Origin of the sequence: Saccharothrix sp. ALI-22-I (genome assembly GCF_001984175.1) — a bacterium.
GTDB lineage: Bacteria > Actinomycetota > Actinomycetes > Mycobacteriales > Pseudonocardiaceae > Actinosynnema.
In genome coordinates this window covers 160610-182999 of sequence record NZ_MTQP01000056.1, presented here as the reverse complement: position 1 = coordinate 182999, position 22390 = coordinate 160610, and the positions used below count along the sequence as shown (strand labels likewise).

Below are 22390 nucleotides of genomic sequence, written 5' to 3'. Positions count from 1 at the left end.
ATGCTGCGCACGATCATCGCGGGCCTCAAGGCCCGCACCGCGCGGCTCGTGCTGTCCTCGGTGGCGATCGCCCTCGGCGTGGCCTTCGTGACCGGCACGCTGGTGCTCGGCGACGGCATGAACGAGAGCCTGCGCGACGAGCTCGCCAAGGGCGCGCGCAACGTCGACGTCTCGGTCACCGTGTCCGAGGAATCGTCCACCGATGTCCAGGGGATCAGCCCGGAGACGCTGGCGAAGATCCGGCAGGCGCCGGGTGTGGCAGGCGCCGACCCGCGCGACGCCCAGCAGGTGCCGCTGGTCGCGGCCAACGGCAAGGCGAAGCCCGCGATGGCCGTCTCGTTGGCGAGTGACGAGAAGCTGCGCGAGTTCGACCTGACCGACGGCCGCTACCCGACCGCGGCCGACGAGATCGCGGTCGACAAGCGCACCGCCGCCACCGCCAAGCTCACCATCGGCCAACCGGTGGTGTTGCTGGGCAAGGAGGACCAGCGGCACACGTACACGCTCGTCGGCACGTACCAGCAGGGCACCAACTCGATGTCGCTGTCCGGGTCCGACCATGTCGGGCTGACGCAGGAGGGGTTCCAGGCGCTGGAGCCGGAACGGCCGCCGTACCAGGTCGTCGGCACCGCCGCGGCCGGGTTCACCCAGCAGCAGGTGGCGGACAACGTCCGCAAGGCCATCGGCGACAACGGTTTCGTCGTGCAGACCGGCGCGGAGCTGACCCAGGCGGCGCTGGCGCGGGTCGAGTCCCAGTCGGGTGAGTTCACCACGCTGCTGCTGGCGTTCGCGCTCATCGCGCTCGTGGTCGCGGCCATGGTCATCTACAACACGTTCACCATCCTGGTCGCCCAGCGCACTCGCGAGCTGGCCCTGATGCGGTGTGTCGGCGCGAGCCGCGGCCAGGTGTTCCGCAGTGTGCTGGTCGAGGCGTTGGTGATGGGCCTGACCGCGTCGGTGATCGGGCTGTTCGGCGGTCTCGGCGTGTCCGCGCTGCTGCAAAAGGTGGTCTTCGCCATCGGTGACAGTGAGGGCGTGGTGCGCCTGCCGATGACGGTGACGACGGTGCTCGCCGCGTTCGCGGTCGGCACGTTGGTGACCGTGCTCGCCGCCGTGCTGCCCGCCCGCAAGGCGACCCGCGTCGCACCGGTCGCCGCGCTGCGCAGCCAGCCGGACAGCGGTGAGGAAGTCGCCCGCACCGGTGTGCTGCGCGTGCTGACCGCCGTGCTGTTCGGCGCGATCGGCGTCGGCGCGATCGTGTTCGGCATGGGCATCGACAACGAGGAAGCGGCGATGGTCGTCAGCGGCGCCGGCACGATGGCGCTGCTGGCCATGGTGCTCGTGCTCGGCCCGTTGCTGGTCGGCCCGGTCAACCGGGTGCTCGGCGCGCTGCCGCGGGCGTTGCTCGGCGTGCCCGCCAAGCTCGCCTCGGCCAACGCCGGCCGCAACCCCAAGCGCACCGCCGCGACCACCGCCGCGTTGATGATCGGCGTGACCATCGTGGCGCTGGTGACCGTGGTCGCCAACAGCGCCAAGGAGACCGTCAACGCCGAGATCGACCAGCGCATGCCCGCCGACTACACGGTGTCCTCGGCGGTCTACGACCGGCCGTTGCCCGAGGAGTTGGCCGCGCAGTTGGCCGCCGCGCCGGAGGTGGCGAAGGTCGCCCCGACCACGGTGGTCTACGGCGACCGCGCGTACCTGACCGGCGTCCCGCGTGACGCGATCGGCGACCTGATCCGGCCAACGGTCACCAGCGGATCGCTCGCCGATCTCGGTGACGGTGCGATCGCGGTGAACGCGGACTACGCGAAGCGGTCGAACCTGTCGGTCGGCTCGACGGTGGACTTCACGCCGGTGGAGGGGACGACGCAGAAGCTGAAGGTCGTCGCGGTGATCGAGGGGCAGGGGATGTCCGACGGCTTGATGACGCTGGAGACGTCGAAGCGGTTCCCCCAGGCTCTTGAGGGCTACGAGAGCATCCTGGTGAAGCTGAAGGACGGCGTCACGAACGGGCGTGCGGCGGTGGAGAAGGTCACCGACCCGTCGCCGCTGGCCGTGTTGGACAGCGCGGCGGAGACCAAGGAGCAGCTGAACCAACAGCTCAACCAGGTGCTGGGGTTCATCTGGGCGCTGATCGGGTTGGCCGTGGTGATCGCGTTGTTCGGCATCGCCAACACGTTGACGCTGTCGGTGCTGGAGCGGACGCGCGAGTCGGCGTTGCTGAGGGCTCTCGGCCTGACCCGCGGCCAGCTGCGGCTGATGCTGGTGGTCGAGTCGGTGCTGATGGCGTTGATGGGTGCGGCGATCGGCCTCACGCTGGGCATCGGCTTCGGCTGGGTGATCATCGAGGCGCTGTCCACGGACACCATGGCGGTCCCCCTCGCCGTGCCGTTCGGGCAGATCGGCGTGATGCTCGCCGGCGCCGTCGTGGCGGCCGTCGTGGCCGCGGCGCTGCCTGCCCGGCGCGCCGCCCGGACCTCGGTCGTTGCGGGGATGGCCGAGGCGTAAGGGGGGCGGTGGTCCGTTCCTTGTCGGGAGGAGCGGGCCACCGGATCGGGTGAGGGCGTCGAGCGGTCTCCGGACCGGCTCGGCGCCCTCACGCGCGTTGCGGGACGAGTGCGACGCTGGTCACAGAATTTCCGGCGGACACGCGTCCCATCCAGGCCTGAAAGCCCTCTAACAGGGTGCGGGGTGGCCCGGGCGAGGGCCGGGCCACCCTGTCTCAGCGCCACTCGCGCACGTCCCGTCGCCGGACTCACGGACTGTCGCCGGCTGTCACGGTCGGTGCGCAAAGCGCTTCAGAATGTTGCGGATAGGTGTCGACCCGTTGATCGCGGGTTGACAGCGGTGACCGTCACTCACGACTGTGAGAGCGCTCTCATGACGTCGGGTAGAGCCCGGCGAGTGCGTCGAGGAGGACGGATGAGCAGGACTCCGGTCGGCCGGACGACGGCGATCACCGCGATGGCCGTGACCGCGACCCTGGTGGCCGCGTGCAGTGGCGGGGGAGGTGACGCGGGTGACGGAAAGATCAAGTTGTCGATCGGGGTCTTCTCCGACTTCGGCTACACCGACCTGATCGAGGAGTACCAGGCGTCGCACCCGGGCATCGAGATCGAGCAGCGCACGGTCAAGATGGAGCAGCACCACACGCAGCTCGCGACGCAGCTCGCGGGCGGCCGGGGCGCCGCCGACATCGTGGCGGTCGAGGAAGGCAACATCGCGCAGTTCCGCCAGTCCAAGGACAAGTTCGTCAACCTCGCCGACTACGGCGCCAAGGACCTCGAAAGCCAGTGGGCCGCCTGGAAGTGGAACCAGGGCACCACCGACGGCGGAAACTTCGTGCTGGGTCTCGGCACCGACATGGGCAGCCTCGCGCTCTGCTACCGCCGTGACCTGTTCGAGGCCGCCGGCCTGCCGACCGACCGCGAGGAAGTCGGCAAGCTGTGGCCCACCTGGGACGAGTACCTGAAGGTCGCGGACACCTTCACCCGGAAGACGCCGAACGTGAAGTTCGTCGACACCGCCCAGAACGTCTACAAGGCGATCCTCGACCAGACCGAGGAGGGCTACTTCGCCAAGGCCGACGACTCGTTCATCGCGGACTCCAACGCCAAGGTGGAGCAGGCCTTCGCGCTCGCCGCGAGCCTGGGCGAGAAGAAGCAGACCGGTGCGCTGGCCCCGTTCAGCCAGGACTGGAACGTCGCGCTCAAGCAGGCGTCCTTCGCCACCACCACCTGCCCGGCGTGGGCGCTCGCGCTGATCAAGGCCGGCGCCGGCGACGAGGCCGCGGGCAGGTGGGACGTGGCCGCCGCGCCCGGTGGCGGCGGCAACTGGGGCGGCTCGTTCCTGGCCGTGCCCAAGCAGGGCGAGCACCCCGAAGAGGCCTACGAGCTGGCCAAGTGGCTGACCGCGCCCGAGCAGCAGAAGCGGATCTTCAAGGAGACCGGCAACCTGCCCAGCGAGCCCGCCGCGTACCAGGACCCCGAGGTCACCGCGACGACCAACGAGTACTTCAACTCCGCGCCGGTCGGCCGGATCTTCGGCGACTCGGCGGAGAACCTCAAGCCCACCTACCGCGGCACCAAGGACTCCAAGGTCACCCCGGTGTTCAACAACGCCCTGTCCCGCGTCGAGAGCGGCAAGCAGTCCACATCGGACGCGTTCGACCAGGCCGTCCAGGAAGCGCGGGACGCCGCCAAATGACGGTCGTACCGGAACGGACGACGGCGGGACGGGGCACGACGCCCGTCCCGCCGTCGGCGGAGCGCCTGTCGTGGCGGGACAAGCTCGGTCGGTGGGACACGAAGTACACGCCGTACTTCATCATCGCGCCGTTCTTCGTGGTGTTCGGCGTCTTCGGCCTCTACCCGCTGCTGTTCACCGCCTGGGTGTCGCTGCACGAGTGGCAGCTCATCGACGGCGACCAGGGCTTCACCGGCCTGGACAACTACACCGAGCTGCTGTCGGACAAGAACTTCTGGAACGCGCTGGGCAACACGGTCAGCCTGTTCCTGCTGTCCACCGTGCCGCAGCTGTTCGCCGCGCTCGGCCTGGCCGCCCTGCTCGACCGCGGCCTGCGCGGCCGGGCGTTCTGGCGGGCGGGCGTGCTGCTGCCCAACGTCATCTCGGTGGCCGCCGTGGCGCTGGTGTTCGCGCAGCTGTTCGGCCGTGATTTCGGCATCGTCAACGCCCTGCTCGGCGTGGTCGGCATCGACCCGGTCGACTGGCGCGCGCAGACGTGGGCCTCGCACCTGGCGATCAGCTCGATGGTGATGTGGCGGTGGACCGGTTACAACGCGCTGATCTACCTGGCCGCGATGCAGTCGGTGCCCAAGGACATGTACGAGTCGGCGATGCTGGACGGCGCGTCCCGTTGGCGGGTGTTCTGGTCGATCACCGTGCCCGGCATCCGGCCGACGATCCTGTTCACCGTCATCGTGTCGACCATCGGCGGCATGCAGCTGTTCGTCGAGCCGCAGCTGTTCGACCCGGGCGGCACGGCCACCGGCACCGGCGGTGACGACCGGCAGTTCCAGACCCTGGTGATGTACCTGTACGAGAAGGGTTTCCGGCTGTTCGACGCCGGCTACTCGTCGGCCATCGCGTGGGTGTTGTTCCTGTTGATCCTCGTGGTCGCGGTCGTGAACTTCACGGTGGCGCGGCGCATCGCGTCGAAGGGGTGAGCACGGTGAAACGTCTCACGCACGCCGGGCCGCTCGCCTACGCGGCGCTGGTGGTGATCCTGCTCACCTCGGTGTTCCCGCTGTACTACTCGTTCCTGATCGCCAGCAAGGACAACTCGGCGCTGGGTGACGCGGTGCCGTCGCTGGTGCCGGGCGGGAACCTGATCGAGAACCTGACCAGGGTGTTCGACACCGTCGACTTCTGGCTCGCGATGCAGAACTCGCTGGTGGTGGCGGGCACGGTGGCGTTGAGCAACGTCGTGCTCGGCACGCTGGCCGGGTTCGCGTTCGCCCGGCTGCGGTTCCGCGGCGGCAACTCGCTGTTCCTGATCGTGGTCGGCACGTCGATGGTGCCCACGCAGCTGGGCGTCATCCCGCTGTACATGCTGATGTCGGACCTGGACTGGTACGGCACGCTCCAGGCGGTGATCGTGCCCGCGTTGATCGGCGCGTTCTCGGTGTTCTGGATGCGGCAGGCGTGCGAGGAGTCCGTGCCGTACGAGCTGATCGAGGCGGCGCGGGTGGACGGCTGCTCGGTGCTGCGCACGTTCTGGCACGTGGCGTTCCCTGCCGTGCGGCCACAGGCGGCGGTGATGGGCATGTTCACGTTCATGACCGCGTGGAACGACTTCTTCTGGCCGCTGATCGTGCTGGACCCCAACGACAGCCCCACGGTGCAGGTGGCACTGTCGACGTTGGCCAGCGGTTACTACACGGACTACTCGCTCATGCTCTCCGGCGCGTCGCTCGCGGTGCTGCCGGTGGTGGGGATCTTCATCCTGCTGGCACGGCAGATCGTCGGCGGCATCATGCAGGGCGCTGTGAAGGGGTGAGTTCGCTATGACGACAACCGACCCGGACACCGAGGTCGGGCGGGACCTGCTGCGCTTCCCACCGGATTTCCTGTGGGGATCGGCGACGGCGTCCTTCCAGATCGAAGGAGCGACCACTGTGGACGGTCGCGGACCGTCCATTTGGGACACCTTCGCGGCCAAACCCGGTGCTGTGCTGGGTGGTGACACCGGCGACCCGGCGTGCGACCACTACCGCCGCTACCCGGCCGACGTGGAGCTGATGGCGGAGCTGGGGCTGGGCGCGTACCGGTTCTCGCTGGCGTGGCCGCGCATCCAGCCGCTGGGGGCGGGCCGGGTGGAACCCAGGGGACTGGCGTTCTACGACCGGTTGGTGGACGAGCTGCTGGGGAAGGGCGTCCAGCCGGTGGTCACGCTGTACCACTGGGACCTCCCGCAGGCGCTGGAGGACCACGGCGGGTGGCGCAACCGCGATACCGCGTACCGGTTCGCCGAGTACGCGGCGCTGGCGCACGAACGCCTGGCCGACCGGGTGCAGCTGTGGACCACGCTGAACGAGCCGTGGTGCTCGGCGTTCCTCGGGTACGCCAACGGCATCCACGCGCCGGGGGTGGTCGACCCGAAGGCGTCGCTGGAGGCCGCGCACCACCTCATGCTCGGGCACGGGCTGGCGGTGGAGGCGATGCGCGCGCAGGCGCCGGCCGACCACCGGTTCTCCATCGTGCTGAACTTCTGCTCGGTGTGGGTGGACGACGACGCGTCCCTGGACGCGGCGCGCAAGGTCGACGGCCTGCAGAACCGGCTCTTCCTCGACCCGCTGGCCGGGCGCGGCTACCCGGAGGACGTCGTCGAGGACACCGCGTGGCTGGGAGACTGGACGTCGGTGGTGCGGGACGGCGATCTCGACGTGATCGCGACGCCGATCGACTGGATGGGCGTGAACTACTACAGCCCGACCCGCGTGGCCGTCGCCGACGACCCGCTGGTGGTGAGCGGTGGGCCGTTCCCGGGCCTGCGGGGCGTGGAGTTCCTGCCGGCGCGCGGTGAGGTGACCGGGTTCGGCTGGGAGGTGGACGCGCGGGGGCTGACGGAGCTGCTGGAACGGCTCCAGCGCGATGTCGGCCTGCCGTTGGTGATCACCGAGAACGGCTCCGCGTTCCCCGACGTGGTCGAGGGCGGGGAGGTGGTGGACGAGGCCCGGACCAGGTACCTGGTCGACCACCTGCGCGCGGTGCACCGGGCCATCGCGGCCGGGGTGGACGTGCGCGGGTACTTCGCGTGGTCGCTGCTGGACAACTTCGAGTGGGCGGCGGGGTACAGCCAGCGGTTCGGCATCGTGCACGTCGACTACGACACGCAGGTGCGGACGGTGAAGCGCAGCGGTCGCACGCTGGCCAAGGTGATCGGCGCCAACGCCGTCCCCGCCCACGGCTACGACCTGCCCTGACCGGTGTCGGTCGGGGGCCGCCCGGTGTCGCCTGGGCCGGCCCCCGACCGACACGCGGCTACGCGGACTCGCGGCGGACCAGGACGGTGGGCAGGATCTCGCGTCGTGCGCGGATGGTCTCGCCGCGCAGGAGCCGGAGCAGGTGGGTCACCATGTGCCGCACCTGCGCGCTCGTGTCCTGCTGCACGCTGGTCAACGGCGGTGAGGTGTGCGGCGCGATCATCGGGTGGTCGTCGAACCCGACCACGGCGACGTCCTCCGGCACCCGCTTGCCCGCCTCGCGCAACGCGTCCAGCACACCGGCCGCCATGTGGTCGGACGCGACGAACGCCGCGTCGAGGTCCGGCACCCGGGCGAGCAGCTTCTCCATCGCCCGCTTCCCGCCCTCACGGGAGAAGCCGCCGTCCTCGGTCAGCAACGTCGTCGTCTCGTCGTCCGCGCCGACCGCCGCCCGCCACCCGCGCAGCCGGTCCATCGCCGAGTGCTCGTCCAACGGCCCGGTCACCGACACGATCCTCTTGCGCCCCAACGAGATCAGGTGCTCGGTGCCGAGCAGCCCGCCGCCCTCGTTGTCGTGGTCCACCAGGTGCAGCCCGCGCAGCGAACCCCACGGCCGCCCCGCGTAGACCACCGGCAGCGCCAGCTTGCGGGCCACCGTCGGCAGCTGGTCGCCCTTGTGCGGCGCGAACAGCATCGCGCCGTCCACGTGCCCGCCGGCCAGGAACCGCTCGGCCCGCGCCTGGTCCTGCGGCGAGTGCACGAGCATCAGCACCATCTGCACGTCGGCGTCGGCCAGCGACCGGGCCGCCGACCGGATCAGCCAGGCGAAGTGCGGGTCGTCGAAGATCTTGGGCTCGGGTTCGGAGAACACCACCGCCACCGCGCCGGACCGCCGGGTCACCAGCGCCCGCGCGGCCTGGTTGGGCTGGTAGCCCAGCTCCAGCACCGCCGCCGTCACCGCTTCGTGGGCCTCCGGGCTCACCCTCGGTGACGCGTTGAGCACCCGTGACGCCGTCGCGCGGGACACGCCGGCCTTCGCCGCTACGTCCTCCAGCGTGGGCCGGGCGCTCGGGTGCGACTGGACGGACACGGGCACCACTCCTCGACGATCGCCATACGAGACCCAGCTTAGCTGGAGGCGATCTGTCGGGGAGCGCTCCCAACCCGACCGGGGGCGGCGTTCTTCGCACCACCGGGAACGATGGAGACCCGCACCAACCCGTACTCCCGGCGCACCGAGGTCGGCAGCCCGGCGCGGGCCGCGGTGCGGACCAGGCCGGTCTCGGCGGGCAGGCACCAGCCGACCAACTCGCGGTACCCGCCCGCCCGTGCCGCGACGGCCAGTGCGGCGAGCAGCGCGGTGCCCACGCCCCGACCCTGCCAACCGTCCTCGACCAGCAGCGACACCTCGGCGCTGTCCGGGGTGGACGTGGGGATCAGCTGCCCCATCGCGATCACCCGGTCGGCGCACTGGGCGAGGACGGTGGTGCCGCGCGGCGGGCTGAGCAGCCGGTGCAGCCAGCGCCTGGGCACGGTCCGCATACCCGAGTGGTAGCGGTTGAACAGAGTGCCCATCGAGCACCGGGAGTGCAGCTCGGCCACCGCGTCCTCGTCGCCCGCCCGTCCCGGGCGCAGCACCACGGCCATGCCGTCGTCGGTCAGCAGCGCGGTCGGCTGCGGCGTGGCCACGCCCTCGTCGGACAGCAGGTCGATCAACGCCTGCCCGCGGGCCAGCTCCACCTGGGTGAACGGCGACCAACCACGCCGCGCGACCACCACCATCCCATCGCGTGTCACCAGCCGCGCTGTGTTGGATGGCCGCTGCTCCGCAGACGGCGGCGAGGTCGCGTCGTCCGGTTCGATCACGACCGAGTCGGCGGCCAGCACGGCGCGCAGCGCGTCGCACACGGCGCCCGGATCGCGCATCGCGTGCCCGGCCGCGCGCAACGCCGCGGTCGGCGCGTCCACCAGGTCGCGCATGTCGGCGCTGGTGATGCCCATGCACCGGCCGCCCTCGGCGCGCACCGCTTCCACCAGGTCCGCGGGCAGCAGGCCGGGCGCGGCGCGCACCACGATCTCGTCGATGACGCCGCCGGGCACCGGGATCACGGACAGCGAGAGGACGTTGCAGTCCTGCGCCGCGAGCCGGATGGTCACCCGAGCCAGGGCGCCGGGACTGTCGTCCAGTTCGACGCGCAGTCGCCAAGTCTTCGGTGTGGTGTCCATGCGCCCAGGCTGCTCGACCGACGTTGCCACGCGGGGACGTGGGGGTTTCGGCTGGGTGTTTCAGCCGTTGCAGCTGGGCGGCGGGAACAGGTTGAGCGGGCTGCACGGCCACTCGGTGCTGCGCACGGACGTCGTCGTGGTCGTCGGCGGCGCCGCCTCGGTGGGCTGCTGCGGAGGCGGCGGCGGGGCCGCCGGCGGATTCGTCGTCGTGGTGATCTTGACCGTGGTGGTCGGGGAACCGGCCGGCGACGACAGCGCGTCCGTGGTGACGGAACTCGCCGACGTCGTGGAGTTGCTACTGGTCGACGGCCGTCCGGTGATCCACGTCGAGGCCGGCGTTTCGGCCTGCTGGTCGTCGTTCACCCCGTCGAGGTACACCCCGATGAGAATGCCCGTCAGGGCCGACGCCGCGATGGCCAAGCCGCACGTGGCCCACAGCACCCGCACAGCAAGCCTCCTAACAGAACGTACTTGTCCCGCAACGGTGAGCGGCTGAACAGTACCGCCTCACGGCCTCACTTGTGGTCTCCCTTGTTCCTCCACCGCCGTGAGTCTGCGCTCCAACACCGCCGTCCCGAGCACCCGGGCCAGCACCAGACCGGCGCCGGACAGCCCGGCCACCAGTACCGCCCCGGTCATGTGCCAGGTAGGTGCGTCACCCGTGCAGGTGAACACTTCGGTGAACTTCGCCGAGGAGCAGGTCACGAACGGCACGGAGGCCAGGCCGATGCTGGCCGCGGCCACCCCGCCGAGCAGGGCGGACCCGAACGTGCGCATCAACGGGAACGCGGCGTTGGCCGCGCCGACCGCGGCGATGGCGAACAGCAGCGGCACCGGGTGCGGGAACCGCCCGAACGCGGCGCAGCCCACCATCAGCGCGCACACGATCGCCAGCCCGGCCCGTTCACCCACGCCGCGACCTTAACAACGCCGGCCGCGAAGGCGTCAGAACTTCGTAAGCCGGTTTCGCGGGACTCCCGGCGCCCGATTCGTCAGAGTTGTCCCTGACGGGACGACTCTGGAAGGCGTGCGATGTCCAAGCGGGTAGTGGTGATCGGGGTGGCCGGCGTGCTGGTGGTCGCCCTGGTGGTGGGGCTGTACCTGTTCCAGCCGTGGCGGTTGGTCACCGACCGGACGGCCGACGAGGCGTTGCTGGTGCCGGCTGGGACGACGACCTCGGCCGCCGCGACCACGACGACGGTCGCCGCGACGACCACGACGTCGGCCGCGCCCGCCGGTCCGGTCGCGCTGGCCACCGGGCCGTTCCGCTCGCTCGACTACACCACGAGCGGTAGTGCCACCTTGGTCCGATTGGCCGACGGCAAGCACGCCGTCCAGTTCGAGGCGCTCGACACGAGTGACGGACCGGACCTCTACGTGTACCTGTCGGACAAGACCGCGGACTCGCCCGAGGCGGCGTTCGACTCCGGTTTCACGAACCTCGGAAAACTCAAGGCCAATCGCGGCAACCAGGTCTACGAGGTGCCTGCCGGGATCGACCTGAAGACCGTCCGCAGCGTCGTGATCTGGTGCAAGAGGTTTTCCGAAGGTTTCGGAGTAGCACCCCTGGAACAGGGATGACATATTGCCGAAACACATCGACAGTGGTCTAGGCCACGTATGGCCTTTTCGCCGTATTGACGTATCTGGTCTAGACCAAATATAGTTATGGCACCAACACGTCCTTCGTTGGTGGGCGAGCGGACAGCCCCATCGACGAGGAGCCGGCTCACTGGGGTGGGCCACCGTTGGCGGCGGCGCGGTAAGTCCTCTCTCCCCACACCGCGCCGCCGCTCTCGGCTCTGATGCACACTGTGAGTGATGCTCACCAGGACCATCGCCATCCACTACGTCACCGCCGCACTGCGCGGAGCCCGACGACGTGGTCATGACGTCGCCGGACTCCTGGCGTCGGCCGGTATCGGCGAGGCCCTGCTCGCGGACGAACGCGCCCGCGTCACGCCCACCCAGTACACGAAGCTGATCCGGACGCTGTGGGAAGTGCTGGACGACGAGTTCATGGGCCTGGGGCCGCAGCCGAGCAAGCGCGGGACGTTCCCGACCATGTGCCTGCTCGCCGTGCACTGCTCGTCGCTGGAGGACGCGCTGCGGCGCGGTCTCGCGTTCTACGAGCTGTTCGACGTGCGGCCGGTGATGACGTTGACCGAGCGGGACGGCGTGGCCACGTTCACGCTGTCCGCGGCGGGGGTGGACGACCCGGACCGGTTCCTGGTCGAGTCGCTGCTGGTGCTGTGGCACCGGTTCTCGTCGTGGTTGATCGGGCGGCGGATACCGCTGCGCGGGGTGGACCTGGCGTACCCGGAGCCCGCGCACGGCGCGGAGTACCACCTGATCTTCGGCGCGCCGCTGCGGTTCTCCGCGCACGCGACGAGGTTGACGTTCGACGCGCGGTTCCTGCGGATGCCGGTGGTGCAGGACGAGGCCGCGTTACGGCGGTTCCTGCGCGACTCGCCCGCCGAGCTGCTGTCCCGGCGCGATTACGGCGCGGACGCGTCCAGCCAGGTGCGACGGATGCTCGGCAGCGGTGTGGTGGGGCTGGAGAACGTGGCCGCGCGGCTCGGGGTGAGCGCGCCGACGTTACGGCGCAAGCTCGCGGCCGAGGGAACGTCGTTCCGCGAGGTGCGGGAGCAGTTGCTGCGCGACCAGGCGGTGGCGAGCCTGGTGCGCGGCGGCGAGTCGGTGGAGGAGCTGGCGTTGCGACTGGGGTTCTCCGAGGCGAGTGCTTTTCACCGGGCGTTCAAGCGGTGGACGGGCAGCAGTCCTGGTATGTACCGGAGCGGATCTGTTAGCTGATCGGCTCGGTGGTCGATCGGACCGGAACTGCGGCCGAACGGCCGTGTCCGGCGAATCTCCAACACGGTGGACTGACATCGCGTAACTTCTCACCCACTCCGCGGGAGTCGCCGTGCCCCCACGCCCTCGCTCCTCCGCCCTGGTCGCGGCGCTGGTCTTCGCCCTCGTGCCACCGGCACCTGTGGCACACGCCCAGCCGCCACCCGTCGTCGACCTGCCGGGCGTCGCGGTCGCGCCCGCCGTCGACCCCGCCCGCCGCGTCGAGACCGCCCGCGCCACCCGCCCGGTCGCGCCGGGCGTGTTCCTGAGCTCGTTCGACTGGTACGAGCCCGGCGGCGCGGGCGGGTGGATCCGCGGTGACGCGCTCACCGTCGACCTGACCGCGGGCACCAGGGTCGACTACCTGCACCCCGGCCGGGTGGCCGCCGCCGAACCGCTGTCCGCGCAGGCCGACCGGACCCGCGCGGTCGCCGCCGTCAACGGCGACTTCTTCGACATCAACAACTCCAACGCGCCGCGCGGTGTCGGCGTCCAGGACGGCCGGACGGTCAAGTCGCCCGCCGCCGGGCACCGCCGCGCGGTCGGCCTCGACGCGGCCGGGGTCGGCCGGGTGATGGAGGTGTTCTTCGACGGGCGGATCACCCGTGCCGACGGCACCTCGATCCGGCTGGACCAGCTCAACAGCGCCGCCGTCGAGGCGGGTGGTGTCGGGCTGTTCGACCCGATGTGGGGCTCGTACAGCAGGGCGCGGGCGGTGCAGGGCGCGTCACGCGTGACCGAGGTCGTCGTGCGCGCCGGCGTGGTCGCCGAACTGCGCGACCGGGCGGGCGACGACCCGATCCCGGCCGACGGTCAGGTGCTCGTCGGTCGGGAGGCAGGGGCTGACGCGCTCGCCACGCTGGCCGTAGGGGAGCGGATCGCCGTGGAGCACACCACGAAGACCGGTGACGGCGGCGCGTTGCGTGCCGCGATCGGCGGGAACCAGTTGCTGATCAAGGACGGTGTGGTGGTCGCGCCCGACGACCCGCTGCACCCGCGCACGGCGGTCGGCTTCTCGGCCGACGGCAAGAAGATGTTCCTGCTGACCGTGGACGGCCGCCAGGGCGCGTACCTGCTCGGGCTCACCCTCAAGGACGTGGCCGCGATCCTGCTCGAACTGGGCGCGCACAACGCGCTCAACCTCGACGGCGGCGGCTCGTCGACGCTTTTGGCCCGCACGCCCGGCGCGGAGTCGGTGGTCGTGGAGAACACGCCGTCCGACGGCGGTGAGCGTCCCGTGCCCAACGGGCTGGCGCTGTACGCGCCTGCCGGCAGCGGGTCGTTGACCGGGTTCTGGGTGCGCACCGCGATCGACCCGCGGGGCGCGCCGGGCGCGGACACCGTGCCGGGTGGTCACCCGGAGCGGGTGTTCCCCGGCCTGACCCGGCGGCTGGTCGCCGACGGGCACGACGAGACCTACGGCCCGGCGCGCGACGACGCGCACCTGTGGCGGACGACGCGTGCCGACGTGGGGTGGGTCGATCGGGACGGCGTGTTCCGCGCTCATCGGCCGGGCACCACGAAGGCCGTGGCGCAGCGCGGTGGCGTGACCGGTGAGGTGGAGCTGACCGTGCTGGGCGCGTTGGCCGGGCTGTCCGCGACCACGAGCCGGCTGAGCCTGCCCGAGGTGGGCGGCGTCGGCGGGTTCGGGGTGGTGGGTCGGGACGGTGACGGGTTCACCGCGCCGGTCGAGCCCGCGGACCTGGCGTTGGAGTACGACCGCTCGGTGGTCGACATCGCAGCCGGGGCGGACGGTTCGCTCCGGATCACCGCGTTGCAGCCGGGTGCGACGACCGTCGTGGCGCGGGTCGGGTCGCACGTGGTGCGCGTGCCGGTGACGGTCGGGCTGGAGGAACGGCTGGTCGCCGGGTTCGACGACGGCGCGTCGTGGACGTTCGGCTCGGCCCGCGGCTCGGGTTCGGTGACGCCGGTCGCCGAGGGGCACACCGGTGCCGGGCTGCGGATGTCGTACGACTTCTCGAAGTCCACCGGCACCAGGACGGCCTACGCCAACCCGCCGCGGCCGATCGAGGTGGAGGGCCAGCCGTTGGCGCTGGGCGCGTGGGTGTACGGGCACGGTCGGGGCGAGTGGACCGCGTTCACCGTCACCGATTCGACCGGGGTCAGCCGGTCTTTGTACGGGCCGTACATCACCTGGACGGGGTGGCGGTACCTGGAGGTGCCGGTGCCGTCCGGGCTCGCGTTCCCCTTGCGGGTGAACAGGTTCTACACGATCGAGACCAAGGCGGACCGGCAGTACACCGGCGAGGTGATCGTGGACGACATCGTCGCCAAGGTGCCGCCGGCGGTGGAGCTGCCGGAGGCGGAGGAACCGGCGGACCGGTTCGTGGTGCGGGACGGCACGGTGGCCGATCGGCCGTGGCGGTTCGCGGTGATGTCCGACGCGCAGTTCGTGGCGCGCAACCCGGACAGCGACCTGGTGCGGTCGGCCCGGCGGACGTTGCGGGAGATCAAGGCGCAACGGCCCGACTTCGTCGTGATCAACGGCGATTTCGTGGACGAGGCGTCGCCCGCGGACCTGGCGTTGGCGCGCCGGGTGCTGACCGAGGAGCTGGGTGACGAGCTGCCTTGGTACTACGTGCCGGGCAACCACGAGATCATGGGACCGGGCACGATCGACAACTTCCGCCGCGAGTTCGGCGTCACCAACCGGGTCTTCGACCACAAGGGCACCCGGTTCGTGCTGCTGGACTCGTCCACCGGCACCGTGCGCGGCGGCGGGTTCGACCAGGCCGTGATGCTGCGCGACGCGTTGCGCGACCACGATCCGGTGAACTCGGTGGTGGTGCTGGAACACCACCCGACGCGCGACCCGACGCCGACCAAGGGCAGCCAGCTGTCCGACCGGCTGGAGGCCGACGTGGTCGAGGACTGGCTGGCCGACTTCCGGCGCACCACCGGCAAGGGCGCGGCGTTCATCGGCGCGCACGTGGGCCTGTTCCACGCCTCGCGGGTGGACGGCGTGCCGTACTTGATCAACGGCAACTCCGGCAAGGCACCCGCCGGCGAGGCCGGTCGGGGCGGCTTCACCGGCTGGACGATGCTGGGCGTAGACCCCCGCCGTGGTGCGGACGACTGGCTGGCCGCCGAAATCCGCCCGCACGTGGACACCCTGACCCTCGACGCGCCCACGGTCGTCCGCATGGGCACCCCCGCCCAGATCACCGCCACCCTCACCCAAGCCGCCCGCCAGGTCCCGGTGGCCCACCCCGTGACCGCGGACTGGTCCGGCTCCCTGAACCTGCACATCGGCCCGGCCCACGGCTTGCGCCCGTGGCACGTGGCGTGGCTCGACCCCACAACCGGCACCCTGAAAGCCCTACGCCCCGGCCAGCTCACGCTGGCCGTGACCGTGAACGGCGCAACCCAACGCACCACCCTCACCACAGCCCTCCCCACCTGGCCCCGAGCCACCGCCTAACCCCACGAAACCGCGCGTGTCCAACCCCCAGAACGCGCGTGTCCAACGTTCAGAACAGCCGTGTCCTACGTTCAGAACACCCGAGTTGAACGCTCGCGTCCGAGCGGGGGTGTTCTGAACGTTCAACTCGGGTGTTCTGAGTGTTGGACACGGCTGTTCTGAACGTTGGACACGCGGGGGGTGTTAGAAGGGGGTGCGGCGGGCGGCGCGGTCGCGTAGGGAGGCGGGTGGGCGGAAGCGTTCGCCGTAGGTGTCGGCGAGGTAGTCGGCGCGCTCCACGAACTCCGTCAGGCCGTAGGAGTTGATGAACTGGATCGTGCCGCCGCTCCACGGTGCGAAGCCGAAGCCGAAGATGCTGCCGACGTTGGCGTCACCGACCGACGTCAGCACGCCCTCGTCCAGGCACCGCACCGTCTCCAGCGACTGGATGAACAGCAACCGGTCCTCGACGTCCTTCTCCGTCACGCCCGCGTCAGGCCGCGCGTAGCGCGCCAAGCCCGGCCACAGGAACTTCTTGCCGCCCTCCGGGTACTCGTAGAACCCGGCCCCACCGGACTTGCCGGTACGGCCCTCCGCGACCAGCTCCTCCAGCACGCGAAAAGCCGGGTGGTCGGCCAGGGCACCGGAGGCGCTCGGGTCGTCGGCCAGCGTCTGATCGCGGATCTTCAGCTGCAGGGTGAGGGTGACCTCGTCCGACACCGCCAAGGGGCCGACGGCCATGCCCGCACGGCGCGCCACGTTCTCGATCAACGCCGGCGACACGCCCTCCGCCACCATCGACACGGCCTCGGTCACGTAAGTGCCGAACGTCCGCGACGTGTAGAAGCCGCGGCTGTCGTTCACCACGATCGGGGTCTTGCCGATCTGCAACACGTAGTCGAACGCCCGCGCCAACGTCTCGTCCGACGTCTGCGCACCGCGGATGATCTCCACCAACCGCATCTTCGGCACCGGCGAGAAGAAGTGCAGCCCGATGAACCGAGTCGAGTCGCCCACCGCCGACGCCAGCCCCGTGATCGGCAGCGTGGACGTGTTCGACGCGATCACCGCGTCCGGCAGCGCGAACGACTCCGCCGCCGGCAGCACCTTGTTCTTCAGCTCCCGGTTCTCGAACACCGCCTCGATGACCAGGTCGCAACCGGCCAGGTCGGCGTCGGAATCGGTCGGCGTGATGCCCGGCGTGTCACCGGCGCCGCGCCGGGCCGCCTCCAGCGTCACGTCCTTCAGCACCACCTCGATACCGGCCTTGGCACTGACCGACGCGATGCCCGCGCCCATCATGCCCGCGCCGAGCACACCGAGCTTGCTCACCTTCGACGCCGCCACCCCACCAGGCCGCGACCCGCCCGCACTGATCTCGTTCAGCTGGAACCAGAACGTGCTGATCATGTTCTTGGCGATCTGACCGGTGGCCAGCTCCACGAAGTACCGCGCCTCGACCCGCAACGCCGTGTCGAAGTCCACCAACGCGCCCTCGACGGCCGCCGCCAGGATCTTCTCCGGCGCCGGGTACGCGCCGTGCGTCTTCTTCCGCAGCACGGCGGGCGCGGCGGCCAGCAGCCCGTACAGGTTCGGGTCGCCGATCCGCACGTCCGGCACCGCGTACCCCGGCTTGTCCCACGGCTGCACGGGCGCCGGGTTGTCCTTGATCCACGCCCGCGCCTTGGCGATCAGCTCCTCGCGCGACGACGCCAGCGCGTGCACGAGCCCCGCCTGCAACGCCCGCGCCGGCCGCAGCTGCTTGCCCTCCATCAACAGCGGCAACGCGGGCTGCACGCCCAGCAGCCGCACCATCCGGGTCACGCCGCCACCGCCGGGCAGCAGGCCCAACGTCGCCTCGGGCAGCCCCAGCTTGATCCTGTCGTCGTCCAGCACCACCCGGTGGTGGCAGGCCAGCGCGATCTCGAACCCGCCGCCGAGCGCGCTGCCGTTGATCGCCGCGACCACCGGCTTGCCCAGCTGCTCCAACCGCCGCAGCTGCCCCTTGATGTCCTCCAGGTGCCCCAACGCCTCGGCGGCGTTCTCGGGCGTGATCTGGATCAGCAGGTTCAGGTCGCCACCCGCGAAGAACGTCTTCTTCGCCGACGTCAGCACCACACCGGTGATGTCGTCGCGCTCGGCCTCCAGCCGGGAGACAGCCTCGCCCATCGCCTCCTGGTACTCGGCGTTCATCACGTTCGCCGAGCCGGACATGTCCATCGTGAGGGTGACGACGCCCTCGTCGTCCCGCTCGAAGTGGATAGCCATCAGACCCTCTCGATGACCGTCGCGATGCCCATGCCGCCGCCCACGCACAGCGTGGCCAGACCCCGCCGCAGGTCCCGGCGCTCCAGCTCGTCGAGCAGGGTGCCCAGGATCATGCAGCCGGTCGCGCCCAGCGGGTGGCCCATCGCGATCGCGCCGCCGTTGACGTTGACCTTGTCGTCGGGCAGGTCCAGCTCCCGCTGGAACTTCAGCACCACCGACGAGAACGCCTCGTTGATCTCGAACAGGTCGATGTCCTCGACGCTCAGCCGCGCCTTGTCCAACGCCTTGCGCGCGGCAGGGGCCGGGCCGGTGAGCATGATCGTGGGCTCGGTGCCGACGACGGCGGTCGCGATGATCCGCGCGCGGGGCGTCAGGCCCAGCTCCTCGCCGATGCGGGCGTTGCCGATCAGCATCGCCGCCGCGCCGTCCACGATCTGCGACGAGTTGCCCGGCGTGTGGACGTGCTCGATGCGCTCCACGGTCGGGTACCGGTCGATGGCCACCGCGTCGAAGCCCAGGTCGCCGTGGAACGCGAAGCTCGGCTTGAGCTTGCCCAGGCCCTCCAGCGTGGTCTCCGGCCGGATCGCCTCGTCGTGGTCGAGCACGACCGCGCCGTTCTGGTCGACCACGGCCACCAGGGACCGGTCGAACCAGCCCTTGTCACGCGCCAGCGTCGCCCGCTGCTGCGAGCGCAACGCGTAGGCGTCCACGTCCTCGCGGCTGAACCCCTCCATCGTGGCGATGAGGTCCGCGCTCACGCCCTGCGGCACGAAGTTGACCTTCATGTTGGTCTCCGGGTCGGCCATCCACGCGCCGCCGTCCGAGCCCATCGGCACCCGCGACATCGACTCGACGCCGCCCGCCACCACCAGGTCCTCGAACCCGGACGCCACCTTGGCCGCGGCCAGGTTCACCGACTCCAGGCCGGACGCGCAGAACCGGTTGAGCTGCACGCCCGCGGGCCGCAGGTCCCAGCCGGCCGCGAGCACCGCCGTGCGGGCGATGTCCGAGCCCTGCTCGCCGACCGGTGACACGACGCCGAACACCACGTCGTCCACCGCCGAGGTGTCCAGGTCGTTGCGCCGCGCCAGCGCCGCGAGCACCCCGGAAGCCAGGGTGATCGGCTTGACGCTGTGCAGCGATCCGCGCTTTCCCCTGCCACGCGGTGTGCGCACCGCGTCGAAGATCAAGGCTTCGCTCATGTACTCAACGGTAGGCAGCCGGCCCGTGGTTGCCCATGACCGCGCGAGGTGACTTATTAGCTCAACAAGCGGTCCATGATCTCCCCGTTGCCGACGAACCCGAGCCGCGCGTAGAGCCGCCGCGCCGTCTCGTTGCCCTGGAACACGCGCAGCCGCACGAGCGTCCACCCGTGCTCCCGCGCCCACTCCAGCACGTCGGCCACCAGCGCCTCGCCGATGCCCTGCCGCCGGAACTCCGGCTTGACCCACATGGAGTAGAGGTACAACACGCCCAGGTGCTCTTCGTGGGGCACGCCGGCCACCAGCGCGACCGGTTCCGGCGCTTCCGCCACCACGTTCACCCCGTGGCCCGGCCGCAGCAGCTCACGCCACCGCGCCTCGTCGAACTCCCGCTCCACGGCCAACGCCGAGCCGAACGCCTCGGGATCGCTGCTCAGCGCCGTGAGCCGGATGTCGCGCCACGTCGCCCAGTCCGCGGGACCCAGCCTCCGGAGTTGCATATGACCAGTTTTACGCACCGCGAGGTCGCGACTTCCAGGCGACCGAGCCCGCGACGCCGGAGGCGGCGCCATCCAACACTGACAATTGCGCTCACTGGTGGCCGTCACGCTGGCGTACACGGTCATGGCGGACCGGCTCACCAGGTGGGAACGTCGGGGGTATGCCAACTCGCCGTTCCGCATGGATGACCGAGGACCTGGACCAGCTGCGCAAGCTGGCCCGGACGTTCTTCGAGAGGGAGTCGGTCCCCCACCACGAGCGCTGGGCCGCGCAGAAGCAGGTGGACCGGGACTTCTGGAACAAGGCCGGTGAACTGGGCCTGCTCTGCATGTCCATCCCCGAGGAGTACGGCGGTGGCGGCGGCACGTTCGCGCACGAGGCCGTGCTGCTGGAGGAGCAGGCGCGGTGCGGCGACAGCGCGTGGGGCAACAGCGTGCACAGCGGGATCGTCGCCCACTACATCAACTCCTACGGCACGGAGGAGCAGAAGCGGCGCTGGCTGCCGAAGATGGCCTCCGGCGAGTACGTCGGCGCGATCGCCATGTCCGAGCCCGGCGGCGGCTCGGACCTGCAGAACATCAAGACGCGGGCGCTGCGGCAGGGCGACGAGTACGTGCTGAACGGCTCGAAGACGTTCATCACCAACGGCGTGCAGGCCGACCTGGTGATCGTGGTGGCCAAGACCGACCCGAGCCAGGGCGCGACGGGCATCTCGCTGCTGGTCGTGGAGACCGCCTCGGCGCCCGGGTTCCGCCGCGGCCGGGTGCTGGACAAGATCGGGCTGAAGGGCCAGGACACCGCCGAACTGTTCTTCGACGACGTCCACGTGCCCGCGGCGAACCTGCTCGGCACCGGCGAGGGCCAGGGGTTCGTCCAGCTCATGCACCAGCTGCCGCAGGAACGGCTGATCATCGCGGTGGCGTCGGTGGCGGGCATCGAGACGGCGGTGGACCTCACCCTGGCCTACGTGAAGGACCGCACGGCGTTCGGGCGGGAGCTGATCAAGTTCCAGAACACCCGCTTCACCCTCGCCGAGTGCGCCACCGAGGCGCGCGTGACCAGGGCGTTCGTGGACGAGTGCGTGCTGGAGCACTTGGCGGGCAAGCTCGACGTGCCGACCGCGGCGATGGCGAAGTGGTGGGCCACCGAGCGGCTGTGCCGGGTGGTGGACGAGTGCGTCCAGCTGTTCGGCGGCTACGGCTACATGACCGAGTACCCCATCGCCCGTGCCTGGGCGGACGCGCGCGTGCAGAAGATCTACGGCGGGACGAACGAGATCATGAAGGAAATCATCGCGAGGTCGCTCTAGTGCCGGGGCCGCTGGCGGGGTTGAAGGTCGTCGAGCTGGCCGGGCTCGCGCCCGCGCCGTTCGGCTGCATGGTGCTGGCCGACCTGGGCGCGTCGGTGATCCGGGTGGACCGGATCGGCGGCCACACCGAAGTGCCCCTGCTGGGACGGGGGCGGCGTTCGATCGGCGTGGACGTCCGCCGATCCGAAGGTGCCGAGCTGGTGCTCCGCCTGGTCGCGGAGTCCGACGTGCTGATCGAGGGCTTCCGACCGGGCGTCACGGAACGGCTGGGCATCGGGCCCGCGCACTGCCTGGCCCGCAACCCGAGGCTGGTCTACGGGCGGATGACCGGGTGGGGTCAGGACGGGCCGTTGGCGGACCGCGCCGGGCACGACATCAACTACATCGCGGTCGCGGGGGCGCTGGAGCCGATCGGGCGGGCCGGCGCGCCGCCGATCGTGCCGCTGAACATCATCGGCGACTTCGGCGGGGGTGGGCTGCTGCTGGCGATGGGGGTGCTGGCGGCGCTGTACGAGCGGGAGCGGTCCGGGCGTGGGCAGGTGGTGGACGCGGCCATGGTCGACGGGGCCGCGTTGCTGACGACGTTCCTGCACGGGATGTCGTCGGTGGGCGCCTGGTCCGGTGGGCGCGGCACGAACCTGCTGGACGGCGGCGCGCCGTTCTACGACGTGTACGAGGCCGCGGACGGCCGGTTCGTCAGCATCGGGGCGCTGGAGGAGAAGTTCTACGCCGAGCTGCTGGCGGTGCTGGGGCTGGCCGACGCCGGGCTGCCGGCGCGGCACGACCCGGCGAACTGGCCGGAGCTGCGGGCCCGCATCGGCGCGGCGGTGGCCACCCGGACCCGGGACGAGTGGGCGGCGCTGGCCGAGGGCACGGACGCGTGCCTCGCGCCCGTGCTGGCGCCCGGTGAGGCGCCCGAGCACGCGCACAACGTGGAACGGGGGACGTTCGTCGAGGTCGACGGGGTGGCGCAGCCCGCCCCGGCGCCCCGGTTCGAGCGGACGCCCGCGTCCGTGCCGGGCCCGCCGCCCGTGGTCGGTGCGCACACGGTGGAGGTGTTGGCCGAGCTGGGGCTGGGGGAGGACGAGATCGCCGACCTGCGGGGGTCCGGAGTGATCGGCTGACCCGCGCCCGACCTACTGGCAAGTAAACCTGCGGTGAT

General features: G+C 70.8%; 17 protein-coding genes. 10 read left to right on the top strand and 7 right to left on the bottom strand.

Annotation, left to right across the window (positions count from 1 at the left end):
• From ALI22I_RS16085 to ALI22I_RS16065, 5 genes are all read left to right on the top strand, one after another.
• Complete coding sequence (locus ALI22I_RS16085) at positions 1–2511, top strand: ABC transporter permease (protein ID WP_077006287.1); 2511 nt, start codon at positions 1–3, stop codon at positions 2509–2511.
• Positions 2512–2925: 414 nt separating this feature from the next.
• Positions 2926–4209 carry an ABC transporter substrate-binding protein gene (locus ALI22I_RS16080; RefSeq protein WP_077006286.1) on the top strand — a complete coding sequence of 428 codons (1284 nt, stop codon included), beginning with the start codon at positions 2926–2928 and terminating at the stop codon, positions 4207–4209.
• Entirely contained in the window at positions 4206–5189 is a 984-nt protein-coding gene (locus tag ALI22I_RS16075) for a carbohydrate ABC transporter permease (RefSeq protein WP_077006285.1), read from the top strand. Before ALI22I_RS16080 ends, ALI22I_RS16075 begins: the two co-directional genes overlap by 4 nt.
• Positions 5186–6022, top strand: a complete 837-nt coding sequence (locus tag ALI22I_RS16070) for a carbohydrate ABC transporter permease (protein ID WP_443216943.1) — start codon at positions 5186–5188, stop codon at positions 6020–6022. Before ALI22I_RS16075 ends, ALI22I_RS16070 begins: the two co-directional genes overlap by 4 nt.
• Positions 6023–6029: 7 nt before the next feature.
• Complete coding sequence (locus ALI22I_RS16065; protein ID WP_077006284.1) at positions 6030–7448, top strand: GH1 family beta-glucosidase; 1419 nt, start codon at positions 6030–6032, stop codon at positions 7446–7448.
• Positions 7449–7506: 58 nt separating this feature from the next.
• Here the strand turns inward: ALI22I_RS16065 and ALI22I_RS16060 are convergent, their stop codons facing one another.
• Genes ALI22I_RS16060 through ALI22I_RS16045 form a run of 4 tightly spaced genes read right to left on the bottom strand, consistent with a single transcriptional unit; the run spans position 7507 to position 10586 of the window.
• Positions 7507–8538 carry a LacI family DNA-binding transcriptional regulator gene (locus ALI22I_RS16060; RefSeq protein WP_077006336.1) on the bottom strand — a complete coding sequence of 344 codons (1032 nt, stop codon included), beginning with the start codon at positions 8536–8538 and terminating at the stop codon, positions 7507–7509.
• A 38-nt stretch (positions 8539–8576) separates the two neighbouring features.
• Positions 8577–9674: a GNAT family N-acetyltransferase gene (locus ALI22I_RS16055; RefSeq protein WP_077006283.1), complete on the bottom strand. Its 1098-nt coding sequence runs from the start codon at positions 9672–9674 to the stop codon at positions 8577–8579.
• A gap of 60 nt (positions 9675–9734) precedes the next feature.
• Positions 9735–10121: a hypothetical protein gene (locus ALI22I_RS16050; protein WP_077006282.1), complete on the bottom strand. Its 387-nt coding sequence runs from the start codon at positions 10119–10121 to the stop codon at positions 9735–9737.
• Positions 10122–10181: 60 nt separating this feature from the next.
• Positions 10182–10586 carry a hypothetical protein gene (locus ALI22I_RS16045; RefSeq protein WP_077006281.1) on the bottom strand — a complete coding sequence of 135 codons (405 nt, stop codon included), beginning with the start codon at positions 10584–10586 and terminating at the stop codon, positions 10182–10184.
• Between the two features lie 120 nt (positions 10587–10706).
• Between ALI22I_RS16045 and ALI22I_RS16040 the strand changes: the two genes are divergently transcribed.
• From ALI22I_RS16040 to ALI22I_RS16030, 3 genes are all read left to right on the top strand, one after another.
• Positions 10707–11255, top strand: a complete 549-nt coding sequence (locus tag ALI22I_RS16040; RefSeq protein ID WP_077006280.1) for a DM13 domain-containing protein — start codon at positions 10707–10709, stop codon at positions 11253–11255.
• Positions 11256–11495: 240 nt separating this feature from the next.
• Positions 11496–12488, top strand: coding sequence for an AraC family transcriptional regulator (locus tag ALI22I_RS16035; protein ID WP_077006335.1), 993 nt, complete (start codon positions 11496–11498; stop codon positions 12486–12488).
• 112 nt (positions 12489–12600) lie between these two features.
• Entirely contained in the window at positions 12601–15969 is a 3369-nt protein-coding gene (locus tag ALI22I_RS16030; protein WP_077006279.1) for a phosphodiester glycosidase family protein, read from the top strand.
• Positions 15970–16152: 183 nt separating this feature from the next.
• Here ALI22I_RS16030 and ALI22I_RS16025 read toward each other — a convergent pair whose 3' ends face one another.
• The 3 genes from ALI22I_RS16025 to ALI22I_RS16015 are packed head-to-tail and all read right to left on the bottom strand — an operon-like array spanning position 16153 to position 19918.
• Positions 16153–18216, bottom strand: coding sequence for a 3-hydroxyacyl-CoA dehydrogenase NAD-binding domain-containing protein (locus tag ALI22I_RS16025; RefSeq protein ID WP_077006278.1), 2064 nt, complete (start codon positions 18214–18216; stop codon positions 16153–16155).
• Positions 18216–19418 (bottom strand): acetyl-CoA C-acetyltransferase, encoded by a 1203-nt coding sequence (locus ALI22I_RS16020; protein WP_077006277.1) that lies wholly within the window; start codon positions 19416–19418, stop codon positions 18216–18218. Before ALI22I_RS16020 ends, ALI22I_RS16025 begins: the two co-directional genes overlap by 1 nt.
• Positions 19419–19474: 56 nt before the next feature.
• Positions 19475–19918: a GNAT family N-acetyltransferase gene (locus ALI22I_RS16015; protein ID WP_077006276.1), complete on the bottom strand. Its 444-nt coding sequence runs from the start codon at positions 19916–19918 to the stop codon at positions 19475–19477.
• A gap of 185 nt (positions 19919–20103) precedes the next feature.
• Between ALI22I_RS16015 and ALI22I_RS16010 the strand changes: the two genes are divergently transcribed.
• Together ALI22I_RS16010 and ALI22I_RS16005 are read left to right on the top strand one after the other, a co-directional pair.
• Positions 20104–21228: an acyl-CoA dehydrogenase family protein gene (locus ALI22I_RS16010; RefSeq protein WP_443216942.1), complete on the top strand. Its 1125-nt coding sequence runs from the start codon at positions 20104–20106 to the stop codon at positions 21226–21228.
• On the top strand, positions 21228–22352 hold the full coding sequence (locus tag ALI22I_RS16005; RefSeq protein ID WP_077006274.1) for a CaiB/BaiF CoA transferase family protein: 1125 nt from the start codon (positions 21228–21230) through the stop codon (positions 22350–22352). The genes ALI22I_RS16010 and ALI22I_RS16005 overlap by 1 nt, the downstream gene beginning before the upstream one ends.
• The last annotated feature ends 38 nt before the right edge of the window (positions 22353–22390 follow it).